Source organism: Kocuria sp. CCUG 69068, assembly GCF_020833785.1.
Lineage (GTDB): Bacteria > Actinomycetota > Actinomycetes > Actinomycetales > Micrococcaceae > Kocuria > Kocuria rosea.
In genome coordinates, this window is record NZ_PDDL01000111.1 from 1 (window position 1) to 11,098 (window position 11,098).

The window sequence follows — 11,098 nt, forward strand, 5'->3', positions numbered from 1 at the left end:
GACGCGGCGCCCGGGGGGCCCGCGCCGAGCTGACCGCCCTCGCCGAGCGCTCGGGGGCGCTGCTGGCGACGTCGGCGGTGGCCAAGGGCCTGTTCGCCGGCGAGGACTTCGACCTCGGCATCTCCGGGGGCTTCTCCTCCCCGGCGACCGCGGAGCTGATCGGGGCGGCCGACCTCGTGGTGGCGTGGGGCTGCGCCCTGACCATGTGGACCACCCGGCACGGGCGCCTCCCGGGCCCCGAGGCCGCGGTGGTGCAGGTGGACCTCGAGGAGTCCGCCCTGGGCGCGCACCGGCCGGTGGACCGGCCGCTGGACCTCGGGGTCGTGGGCGACTGCGCGCTCACCGCCCGGGACGTCCTCGCCGCGCTGGAGCACGACGTCCTGCGGACGGGCGGCACCGCAGGAGAGGGCGCGGCCGGGCCGGGAGCCGCCGCCCCGGCGTCGTCGTCCTGGCGCACGCCCGAGCTGGCCGCGCGGATCGCCCGGGAGGCCCGGTGGCGGGACGTCGCGTTCGAGGACCTGTCCACGGCGGAGCGGATCGACCCGCGGGTGCTGTCCCGCGAGCTGGACGCGATGCTGCCGGCCGAGCGGGTCGTGGCCGTCGACAGCGGCAACTTCATGGGCTACCCCAGCCAGTACCTCTCCGTGCCGGACGAGCGCGGGTTCTGCTTCACCCAGGCCTTCCAGTCCGTGGGCCTGGGCCTGGCCACGGCCATCGGCGCCGCGCTGGCGCAGCCGCACCGGCTGCCGGTGCTCGGCACGGGGGACGGCGGTTTCCTCATGGGGATCGCCGAGCTCGAGACCGCCGTCCGGCTGGGCCTGCCGCTGGTGTGCGTGGTCTACGACGACGCCGCGTACGGCGCGGAGGTGCACCACTTCGCCGGTGACGGGGACGCGCCCCTGGACACGGTGGTCTTCCCGGACGTCGACATCGCCGCGATCGGCCGGGGCTTCGGCGCCGACGGCGTGGTCGTGCGCTCCGCCGAGGACCTGGCCGCCGTGCGCACCTGGCTCGACGGGCCCCGGGACCGGCCCCTGGTGATCGACGCCAAGATCGCCTCCGACGGCGGGGCGTGGTGGCTGGCCGAGGCCTTCCGGGGCCACTGACCCGGCTCCGCGCCACGAGGTCACCGCCGGCGGGACGGGCCCCGCCGGGACGGATCAGGCCCCGGACCGGCCGCCCTCCGCCGCGTCCCGCCGCAGCCGGGTGATCCGCACCCGCTCCACCCGGCTGCGGTCCACGGCCAGGACCTCGAGCCGGTAGCCGTCCACGTCGACGACGTCCGCCGGGCGCGCCACCCGCCCCAGCCGGTCCATCACGAACCCGCCGACCGTCTCGTAGTGGCCCTCGGGGATGACGAGCCCCGCCTCCACCGGGACCTCCTGGATGATCAGCCCGCCGTCCACGAGCACGGCCCCGCCCTCGCGCAGCACCGTGTCCTCGTGCTCCCGGACCCCGGCGTCGAACTCGTCGTAGATCTCGCCCACGAGCTCCTCCACGAGGTCCTCGAGGGTCACGATGCCCGCCGTCCCGCCGTACTCGTCGACCACCAGCGCGATGTGGTGCCCGTCCTTGCGCATGGCCTGCAGGGTGCGCAGCACGTGGTTGGTCTCCGGCAGGAAGGGGATGGGCCGCACCACGTCCCGCAGGGTCCGCGGAGGGGCCTCGATGACCCCGTCGCCGTCCTGGTCCGCGACCACGAGGTCGCGGATGTGCACGAAGCCCAGGACGTCGTCCACGCTCGTGCCGAGCACGGGGTAGCGGGAGTGCGGCAGGGCCAGGGCCGTGCGGTAGGCCTCCGTGACGGGCAGGGTGCCGTCCAGGAAGTGGACGTCGGGGCGCGGGCGCATGACCTCGGCGAGGCGGCGCTCGCCCGCCTCGAAGACGTCCGTGAGGATCGAGCGCGAGACGGCCCCGATGCCCCGGGTGTCCACGACCATCTCCCGGATCTCCTCCGCCGAGACCTCCTCGGTGACGGCGTGCGGGTCCCCGCCCACCAGCCGGACCACGAGGTTCGTGGACACGGACAGCAGCCAGATGACGGGGCGCATGAGCGTGGCGAAGACGCTCAGCGGAGGGGCCAGGATCTTCGTGAAGCCCACGGAGCGCTGCATGGCCAGGCGCTTGGGCACGAGCTCCCCGAGGACGAGGGAGAGGTACGCGATCACCAGGGTCATGCCGATCAGCGCGGAGGTCTCCGCGGCCGCGGTGGACAGACCGGCCCGCTCGAAGACGGGGGCCACGTCCGGGGCGAGCGTCGAGGCGCCGTAGGCCGAGGAGAAGAACCCCGCCACCGTCACGCCGATCTGCACCGCCGAGAGGAAGAGGTTGGGGTCCCGGACGAGGGCGGCGGTCCGGGCGCCCTTGCGGCCCGAGCGCTCGATCCGCTTGACCTGGCTCTCCCGCAGGCTCACGATCGCCATCTCGGTGCCCGCGAAGACGCCCCCGACGGCCACGAACAGCAGGACCAGGAGGATGTTCACGATCGTGCTGTTGTCCATGGCGACCACAGTACCGGCCGCCTCCGGGACGCCAGGAGATCACCTGCTCGTCACGTCGCGTTGACCGGTTCGTCTCCGCGCTCCGCTTCGGTGGAGGGGCACTGTCCCCCCAGGCACGAGGAGCACCGTCATGACCACCCGTTCCCCCCGCACCCTGCGCGGCGCCGCCGCGGCCCTGTCCGCCGTGGCCGTGCTCGGCTCGGCGCTGCCGGCCGCCGCCGCCCCCTCCGGCACCGAGGACCCGATCGTCGTCGGGCACCGCGGCGCCGCCGGCACCGCCCCCGAGAACACGGTCCCCGCGTTCAAGGACGCCCGCGCCGCCGGCGTCGACTACCTGGAGATCGACGTCCAGCTCAGCGCCGACGGCGTGCCGTTCCTGTTCCACGACAGCACCCCCGCGCGCACCACGGACGTCGAGGAGGTCTTCCCCGGCCGCGAGGACGACCCGATCACGTCCTTCACGTGGGACGAGCTGCAGCAGCTCGACGCCGGCTCCTCCTTCGACGCGCAGTTCGCCGGGGAGCGGATCCCCCACCTCGACGACGCCGCGCGGATCGCCACCGTCAACACCGGCGTCTACATCGAGATCAAGTCCCCGCAGAACTCCCCCGGCATCGAGCAGGTCGTGGCCGACGCCCTGGCCGAGGACCGGGACTGGGCGAAGCTGCTCGCGGCGGACAAGGTCACCGTCATCGGCTTCGACGAGGCGTCCAACCGGACCTTCGCCGGGCTGGCCCCCGACGTGCCCCTGCAGCAGCTCACCGGCAGCGTCCCGGACGCCGCCACGATCGAGCGGTGGGCCGGTGTCGTGGACTCCGTGGGCACGAACTACCGCACCCTCGACGCCGGCGACGTCGCGCGCGTCGACGCCGCCGGCCTGGCCCTGGGCGTCTACACCGTCAACTCCCCGGAAGCGGTCCAGCACGTGGTGGACCTCGGCGTCGACATGATCACCGGCGACTTCCCCCTCCAGACGGCCCGCCACCTGGACGGGCGCGACCCCTTCCCCGCGAACAACGGGATCCGGATCGAGGACTCCGTCAACGACGTCCCCGGCGACGACCTCCAGCCCGGGACCGGCGAGCACGTGGTGCTCACCAACACGGGCCGGACCGCCGTGGACGTCAGCGGGTACGTGCTGCGCGACGCCGCGAACAACGTCCTCACCGTGGGCGAGGGCTACGAGCTGGCCCCGGGCGAGCGGCTGCGCGTGCACACCGGACCGGGCACCGGCACGGAGGACGCCCACTACAACGGCGGCACCTCCGCCGTGCTCAACAACGGCGGCGAGTCCGTCGCCCTGTGGACGGACAACGGCCGGCTGCTGGACGTCTTCGCCAACTGATCCGGGACGCCCCCGCGCCGAGCGGGCCCCGCCGGCGACCACCGGCGGGCCCGCCCGGGCTCACCAGAGGTGGCGGCACTGCCCGTTCTGGCAGGAGAACTCGGGGGCGCGCCCGTCGGGCAGCATCATCGACGGGGACGCCAGCTCGACGTCGCGCGCCAGGTCCCAGTCGTCGGGCATGATCTGCACGTAGACCAGCTCGAACCCGGTGGCGCCGCAGCGCGGGCACGGCGCGGTGGTGCCGCGCAGACCGTCGGACGGGGTGGTGCTCATGGCGGGCCTCCCGGGGAGAACGGCCCCGGGCGCTCCGGAGCCGGTGGGCCCAGTGTAGTGGGCGCACCGGCTCCGGACGCGGCCGCGGGCCGGCTCAGACCCTCGTGCCCGCCTCCCGCTTGGCGCGCTGGATCTCCTCGTAGACGTGCCCGCGCAGCTCGGTGAACCGCGGCAGGCCGCGGGTGGTGAGCTGGTCGCGGTCGTCGGGCAGGTCGATCGGGAGGTCCTCCTGGACCACGGTGGGCGAGCTCGAGAGGATGATGACGCGCTCGCCGAGGTAGACGGACTCGTCGATGTCGTGGGTCACGAACAGCACGGTCACGCCCATCCGGTGCCACACGTCCCGGATGAGGTCCTCGAGGTCGGCGCGGGTCTGGGCGTCCACCGCGGCGAAGGGCTCGTCCATCAGCAGGATCTTCGGCTGGTAGGCGACCGCCCGGGCGATGGCGACGCGCTGCTGCATGCCGCCGGAGAGCTGCCACGGGTACTTCTTGTCCGCGCCGCGCAGGTCCACGGCGGCGATCGCCTCCTCCACGAGCCGGTTCCGCTCGTCCCGGGCCAGCCTGGCGTTCTTCAGCGGCAGCTCCACGTTCTCGCGGACCGTCATCCAGGGGAACAGGCTGCGCCCGTACTCCTGGAAGACCACGGCCATGTCCTTGGGCGGACCGGTCACCTTCTCGCCGCCCAGCAGCACCTCGCCGGAGGTCGGCGCCATGAGCCCCGAGATGCACTTGAGCAGCGTGGTCTTGCCGGAGCCGGAGGGCCCCACGAGGCACGCCAGCTCGCCGCGGCCGAGGTCGAACGTGAGGTTGCGGACCGCCTCCACGTCGCCGTGGTCGCTCTGGTAGATCTTCTGCAGCCCGCGCACGGACAGCAGCACGTTCTTCCCGCCGGTGCGTCCCGCGCCGGCGTCCGAGACCCCGGTGGCGGTCGCGTCCGTGCCGGTCCGGGGTGCGGTCGCGCCGCCGTCCACTGCCGAGCTTCCTGATTCAGCCTGCATTCTCCACCTCTTTCAGGCCCCGGTACCAGGCGAGGACCTTGCGTTCAACACGTTGGAAGACGAACGCCAGCACCACCCCGATGAGACCCAGGACGGCGATGCCGCTCCACATCTCGGGGATGGCGAACGATCGCTGGAACTGCACGATGGTGAAGCCGAGCCCCGAGGACGAGGCGAACATCTCCGAGATCACCATCAGGATCAGCCCGATCGACAGGGCCTGCCGGATGCCGGCCATCATCTGGGGGCTGGCGGCGGGGATCACCAGGTGGACGATCCGCGACCACCCGTGGATCCCGTACGAGCGCGCCGTCTCGTTCATGACGGAGTCGACCGAGCGCACGCCCTCGATGGTGTTCAGCAGGACGGGCCACACGGACCCGAGCACGATCACCACCACCTTCATCTGGTCGTTGACGCCGATGAGCAGCATCAGCACGGGCACCAGCACCGGAGGCGGGATCGCCCGGAAGAACTCGAGCACGGGCTCCAGCAGGTTCCGCAGCCAGCGCACCGACCCGATCACGAGACCGGCGACGACGCCGACCAGGATGGACAGCGCCAGCCCCACCAGGAGCCGGCCGATGCTCGGCAGCACGTCGTCGAAGAACCGGTCGCCGAACCAGACGTCCACGAACGTCGTGGCGAACTCGCCCGGCTCCGGGACGTAGAAGTTGGTCGTCGTCAGGGTGTAGGCCCACCACAGCAGGACCAGCAGGACGGGCAGCGCGAGCGCGTAGCCCAGGGTCTTGACGAGTCTCACACCGCCACCTCTCCGCGGACGGACGAGTGCCAGGCCAGCGCCCGGCGCTCGAGCGCCCGCATCCCCAGGTTGATGAGCACGCCCAGCAGCCCGGCCGTGACGATGAACGCGTACATGGCCGTGACGGCGCCGCCGGACTGGGCCAGGGAGATCTCCCGGCCCAGCCCCGGCGTGCCGATCACGAGCTGGGCGGTGACCGCCAGGATCAGCGCCACGGCCGCCCCGAGCCGCAGCCCGGTGATCACGTAGGGCAGGGACGTGGGCCACGTGACGTACCGGACGCGGGCCAGCGTCCCGAGCCCGTAGCTCTTGGCCGTGTCCTGCGCCACGGTGTCCACGTCCCCGACCCCGTAGAGGACCTGGATGAGGATCTGCCAGAAGGACGCGTACACGACCAGCAGCAGGGTGGACTCGAGCTGCACGCCGAACAGCAGGACGGCCAGCGGGATGAGCGCGACCGACGGGATGGGCCGGAGGAACTCGATCGTGCTGTGGGTGGCCCGGCGCAGGAACGTGCTGCTGCCGATGACCAGCCCCAGGACGATCGCGGCGACCGCGGCGATCAGCAGCCCGAGGAACCAGGCCCGGACGGTCTGCCAGACCGCCAGCCAGAAGCCCGCCGAGCCGAGCTGCTCCCCGAGCTCCAGCAGGACCGCGCTGGCCGGGGGCAGGTACCGGGGGTCGACGATCCCCGTCAGGGGCAGCAGCTCCCAGGTGAGCAGGAACCCGAGGATCCCCAGCACCCCGAGAACCCCGGGCCCCCAGGCCCGTCCCGTGCGCTTTCGTGCCATGTCGTGCTCCCTCCCTCGGGTGCCGGGTCCGCGGACGGCTACGGCAGCAGCGCGTCGAGGTCGGGGGCCTGCTCGAGGGTCCCGTACTCCACGGCGGCGTCGCCCAGCTTCTGCAGCGCCTCGCGGTCGAACTCGGTGCGGAAGCGCGGCAGGGCCATCTCGGCGCGCAGCTCGTCGCTGATCTCCGTGTAGGTCCCGACGATCTCCCGGACCGCGTCCGGGTTCTCGTTCGCGTACTCGAGCGAGCGGTTCATGGCGTTCTGGAACTTCTCCACCAGCTCGGGGTCCTCCTCGAGCTTCTGGGCGGTCGTGAAGTAGCCGGCGATGTCGAGCTCCGGGTCGAACTCCACGAAGTTGTAGGACACCGCGCGGGCGCCCTCGTCGAGGACCTGGGTGAGGAACGGGTCGAGGATCCAGGCCGCGTCCACCTGGCCGCGGTCGAGCGCGGCCGGGGCGTCCGGGAAGCCGACCTCCACGAAGTCGATGCTCTGCGGGTCCCCGCCGGCCTGCTCGACGACGTGGCGGATCGTCGTGTCGCCGATGTTGTTGAGGTTGTTCACCGACACCGTCTTGCCGGCCAGGTCCTCGGGGCCCTGGATGTCCGAGTCGGCGGGCACCACCACGGCGCCGAAGTCCCGCTCGGTGTCGCCCGAGGTCGTGGTGCCGTTGGCGACGTACTCGAGGTCCAGCCCCTCGCCCTGGGCGACCATGACGGACAGGGTGTTGCCGAAGGCGAAGTCGAAGTCCCCGCTGACCACGCCCGGCACGGCGGCGGCGCCGCCGCTGGTGGTCTGGATGTCGAGGTCGATCCCCTCCTCCTCGAAGAAGCCCTGCTCCTCGCCCAGCCAGATGGCGGCGGTGTCGACGATGGGGATGACGCCGACGGTGACGGCCTGCATCTCCCCCTCGGCCTCCGTGCCGCCTCCGCTGTCGCCGCCGCCGCCGCACGCGGCCAGCGCCAGTACGGATCCTGCTGCTCCCAAGCCGATGAGCGGTCGCCGCATCGTGCCTCCCCTGTGTCGTCCGGTGCCCGTTGTGATGGGGATCACTCTAGTGACGTAGCATTCACAAACCAGTGCATGTTGTCGATGGACCGATGTATGACATCTATGAGTCGCTGACCGAGGAGGGGTGCCGTGGAGCTGGACCTGAACCTGATGCGCGTGTTCTGCACGGTCTACGAGCAGGGCAGCGTCACGGGGGCCGCCGCCGAGCTGCACCTCACCCAGCCCACGGTGAGCCACGCTCTGAAGAACCTGCGCCGGCAGTGCAACGACCAGCTGTTCGTCCGGGAGGGCCGGGGCCTGAGCCCCACGCCGTTCGCGAGGAGCATCTTCCCGCAGGTCAAGGCGGGGATCGCCCAGGTGACCGCGGCCGTCTCCTCGGGCGGGCTGTTCGACCCGGAGACCGCCCGCGAGCGCTTCACCCTGGCGCTGACCGACCTCGGGGAGCTGGCGTTCCTGCCGTCCGTCATGGTGGCGCTGCGGGAGCAGGCACCCGGTGTGGAGCTGACCGTGCTGCCCCTGGACGTGGAGCGCGTCCCGGAGGACCTGCTGCGCAACCGGGTGGACGCCGCGATCTGCGCCCCGTACATCGGCGGGCCCGGCATCGTCCGCACCGTCGTCGGCACCGACGAGTACGTGGTGATCGCGGCCCGCGGCCACCCGCGGGTCCGGGAGCGGCTCACGCTCGAGCAGTTCGCGGAGGAGCCGCGGATCCGGCTCGCCCCGTCGATGGGCCACGACCTCGCCGAGGTCGCGGCGGAGCGGGCGGGCGCCCCGGGCAGCACGGCCCTGCGGCTGTCCCACTTCACGGGCCTGGTCTCCGTGGTGGAGCGCACCGACTGCCTCGCGGTGCTGCCGCGGTTCCTCGCCGAGACGCTCCAGGAGGCGGCCGGGATCCGGGTCTTCCCGCACCCGGTCGAGATGCCGGTCCTGCAGCTGGCCGCCTACACCCGCGAGACCGCCCACCAGCGCCCGGCGCAGCAGTGGTTCGCGCGGCTGGTCGTGGACACGCTGCGGGAGTCCGTCTCGCCGGACCCGTCGGCGCCGCTGCGGCCCGGGCCCTGGCATCGTCGCCGTCTATGAGGGGATAGAAAACATCGACTGGCCGTGCCCCCGGCCCCCTTCTACTCTCGCGGTGAGGCGGCACGCCGGTGCCGCGTCCCGATTGGAGCGCAGCGTGACCACCATCCGTGCCAGGACCCACCGCTGGATGCAGGCCCGGGGCCTCGACACCGTGTTCGGCAACCCGGGCTCCAACGAGCTGCCCTTCCTGCGGGACCTGCCCCCCGGCATCCGGTACGTCCTGGGGCTGCACGAGGGAGTGGTCGTGGGCATGGCCGACGGCTACGCGCAGGCCACGGGCCGGCCGGCGCTCGTGAACCTGCACTCGGCCTCCGGCACGGGCAACGCCATGGGCGCGCTGACCAACGCCGCCAGCTCGCACACCCCGCTCGTGGTCACGGCCGGCCAGCAGGTGCGCGCCACGATCGGCGCGGAGCCCATGCTCGCCAACGTGGCGGCCCCGGACCTGACCTCCCCGCTGACGAAGTGGGCGGGCGAGCCGCTGTCCGCGCAGGACGTCCCCCGCATGCTGGACCAAGCCCTGTGGGAGGCGTGCACCGGGTCCCGCGGCCCCACCTACGTCTCGGTCCCCTACGACGACTGGGACCGGGAGTCCGCCGACAACGACGACTACCTGCTGCCCCGGCGGGTGGCCGAGGGCCTGCACCCGGCCCCCGAGCACGTGCAGGAGATCGCCGGCCTGCTGGCCGGAGCCCGCCGGCCCGCGCTGGTGCTGGGCTCCGAGGTGGACGCCGTGGCGGCGAACGGGGTCAGCCGCGCGCTCGCCGAGCTGCTCGGCGCCGACGTGTGGGTGGCGCCCTCCCCCTACCGGCTGCCCTTCCCCAACCGGCACCCGCAGTTCCGCGGGGTCCTCCCCGCCTCGGAGCGGGGCGTGCACGCCGCCCTCGAGGAGAACGACGTGGTCCTGGTGCTCGGCGCCCCCGTCTTCCGCTACCACCAGTACGAGCCCGCCCGGTACCTGGCCGAGGGCACGCAGCTGCTGCACGTCACCGAGGACCCGGGCGAGGCCGCCCGGGCGCCGTTCGGGACCTCGTTCGTGGCCGGGCTCGCCGCGACGGCCGCGGCCCTGGTGGCCGCCCTGCACGAGCGGCGCGGCGGGGCGCGCCCGGCCGCCCCGGTCGGGTGGACGGTGCCGCCGCCCGCCCGCGAGCCCGTGGACGGCGTCTTCCACCCGGGCGCCGTGTTCGAGGTGCTGCGCGAGACGGCGCCGGCGGACACCGCCTACGTGGTGGAGTCGACCTCCACCAACGGGGACTTCTGGAGGCACATGGACCTGCGGGAGCCCGGCTCCTACTTCTGGCCGGCCTCCGGCGGCCTGGGCTTCGGGCTGCCCGCGGCGGTCGGCGTGAAGCTGGCCCGGCCGGACCGTCCCGTCATCGGGGTGGTCGGCGACGGGTCGGCCAACTACGGGATCACCGCCCTGTGGAGCGCGGCGCAGTACCGGGTCCCGGTCGTGTTCGTGATCCTCAACAACGGCACCTACGGCGCGCTGCGCTGGTTCGCGGGCATGCTGGGCACGGGGGACGTGCCGGGGCTGGACGTGCCGGGCATCGACTTCCTGAGCCTCGCGCGGGGCTACGGGGTGCCCGCGCAGGCCGCGGGCACGGCCGCGGAGCTCGCCGACCTGGTGCGGCAGGGTCTCGCGGCCGAGGGCCCCACGCTCATCGAGGTCCGCACGGAGCTGACCACCCCCTGAGCGGCGCCGCGCGCCGGGGGCGGCTCAGCGGCAGGAGACCGTGAACACCCTGGCGTCGCCGGACAGCTCGACGGTGCCGGGGCCGCCCCGGTGCAGCAGCGACTCCCCGCCGGCCAGCTCCCACTCCCGGCCGGCGGCCCGCACCAGCACCCGGTCCCCGGTGCTCAGCAGGACCGTGGTGCCCCGCAGCCCGACGGGCACGGCCCGTCCCGGCACGAGCTCGTGGGCGGTCAGCGACAGCCGCTCGTCCCACAGGGGGTAGACGCGGCGGCCGTGCTCGTCGGCGGCGGGCTCGACGACCTCCGGGGCCGCCTGCTCGTCGGCCAGCACGGCGAGCAGCTCGGCCACGTCCACGTGCTTGCCCGTCAGCCCGGCGCGCAGGACGTTGTCCGAGGAGCTCATCACCTCGATCGCCGTCCCGGACAGGTACGCGTGGAGCTGCCCGGCCGGGGTGTGCAGGGACTGCCCCGGGGCGAGGCGGACGTGGTGCATGCACACCGCGACCAGCAGCCCGCGGTCGCCCGGGTGCCGGTCGTGCACGTAGCGGACCAGCGAGGCCACCGGGTCCTGCGGGCCCGCGGCGCGGGCCGCGTCGACGGTCGCCGCCACGGCGGCCGCGGCGGCGGCGTCGTCGAGCGTCAG

The 11,098-nt window shown here is 73.4% G+C and carries 10 protein-coding genes and 1 pseudogene; 4 read left to right on the forward strand and 7 right to left on the reverse strand.

Going from position 1 to position 11,098, the window contains the following annotated elements; translation table 11 throughout:
- A partial coding sequence (locus CRM73_RS15950) for a thiamine pyrophosphate-dependent enzyme (RefSeq protein WP_229588444.1) occupies positions 1-1,106 on the forward strand: 1,106 nt, incomplete at its 5' end.
- A 54-nt stretch (positions 1,107-1,160) separates the two neighbouring features.
- On the opposite strand, the gene CRM73_RS15955 is transcribed toward CRM73_RS15950, so the two are convergent.
- The gene (locus tag CRM73_RS15955) at positions 1,161-2,501 is read right to left on the reverse strand and encodes a hemolysin family protein (RefSeq protein WP_172604386.1); all 1,341 of its coding nucleotides are present in this window, start codon (positions 2,499-2,501) and stop codon (positions 1,161-1,163) included.
- 130 nt (positions 2,502-2,631) lie between these two features.
- On the opposite strand from CRM73_RS15955, the gene CRM73_RS15960 reads away from it, so the two are divergent.
- A complete protein-coding gene (locus tag CRM73_RS15960; protein WP_035927705.1) occupies positions 2,632-3,846 on the forward strand; it encodes a glycerophosphodiester phosphodiesterase family protein in 1,215 nt (404 codons plus the stop codon).
- Positions 3,847-3,906: 60 nt separating this feature from the next.
- Here CRM73_RS15960 and CRM73_RS15965 read toward each other — a convergent pair whose 3' ends face one another.
- The 5 genes from CRM73_RS15965 to CRM73_RS15985 form a co-directional block, all read right to left on the reverse strand.
- The gene (locus CRM73_RS15965; protein ID WP_017833937.1) at positions 3,907-4,119 is read right to left on the reverse strand and encodes a hypothetical protein; all 213 of its coding nucleotides are present in this window, start codon (positions 4,117-4,119) and stop codon (positions 3,907-3,909) included.
- A 94-nt stretch (positions 4,120-4,213) separates the two neighbouring features.
- Positions 4,214-5,092 carry an ABC transporter ATP-binding protein gene (locus CRM73_RS15970; protein ID WP_017833936.1) on the reverse strand — a complete coding sequence of 293 codons (879 nt, stop codon included), beginning with the start codon at positions 5,090-5,092 and terminating at the stop codon, positions 4,214-4,216.
- Between the two features lie 16 nt (positions 5,093-5,108).
- On the reverse strand, positions 5,109-5,882 hold the full coding sequence (locus CRM73_RS15975; protein ID WP_017833935.1) for an ABC transporter permease: 774 nt from the start codon (positions 5,880-5,882) through the stop codon (positions 5,109-5,111).
- Positions 5,879-6,673, reverse strand: a complete 795-nt coding sequence (locus tag CRM73_RS15980) for an ABC transporter permease (RefSeq protein ID WP_051063790.1) — start codon at positions 6,671-6,673, stop codon at positions 5,879-5,881. The genes CRM73_RS15975 and CRM73_RS15980 overlap by 4 nt, the downstream gene beginning before the upstream one ends.
- Before the next feature lie 38 nt (positions 6,674-6,711).
- Positions 6,712-7,677, reverse strand: a complete 966-nt coding sequence (locus tag CRM73_RS15985) for an ABC transporter substrate-binding protein (RefSeq protein ID WP_031283239.1) — start codon at positions 7,675-7,677, stop codon at positions 6,712-6,714.
- Between the two features lie 132 nt (positions 7,678-7,809).
- Here CRM73_RS15985 and CRM73_RS15990 point away from each other — a divergent pair, with 132 nt between their 5' ends.
- Positions 7,810-8,760 carry a LysR family transcriptional regulator gene (locus CRM73_RS15990; RefSeq protein WP_017833932.1) on the forward strand — a complete coding sequence of 317 codons (951 nt, stop codon included), beginning with the start codon at positions 7,810-7,812 and terminating at the stop codon, positions 8,758-8,760.
- Positions 8,761-8,854: 94 nt separating this feature from the next.
- Positions 8,855-10,456, forward strand: a complete 1,602-nt coding sequence (gene mdlC / locus CRM73_RS15995) for a benzoylformate decarboxylase (protein ID WP_229588446.1) — start codon at positions 8,855-8,857, stop codon at positions 10,454-10,456.
- Between the two features lie 24 nt (positions 10,457-10,480).
- Here mdlC and CRM73_RS16000 read toward each other — a convergent pair.
- Positions 10,481-11,098, reverse strand: a pseudogene (locus CRM73_RS16000) (mannose-6-phosphate isomerase, class I); the annotation flags it as partial.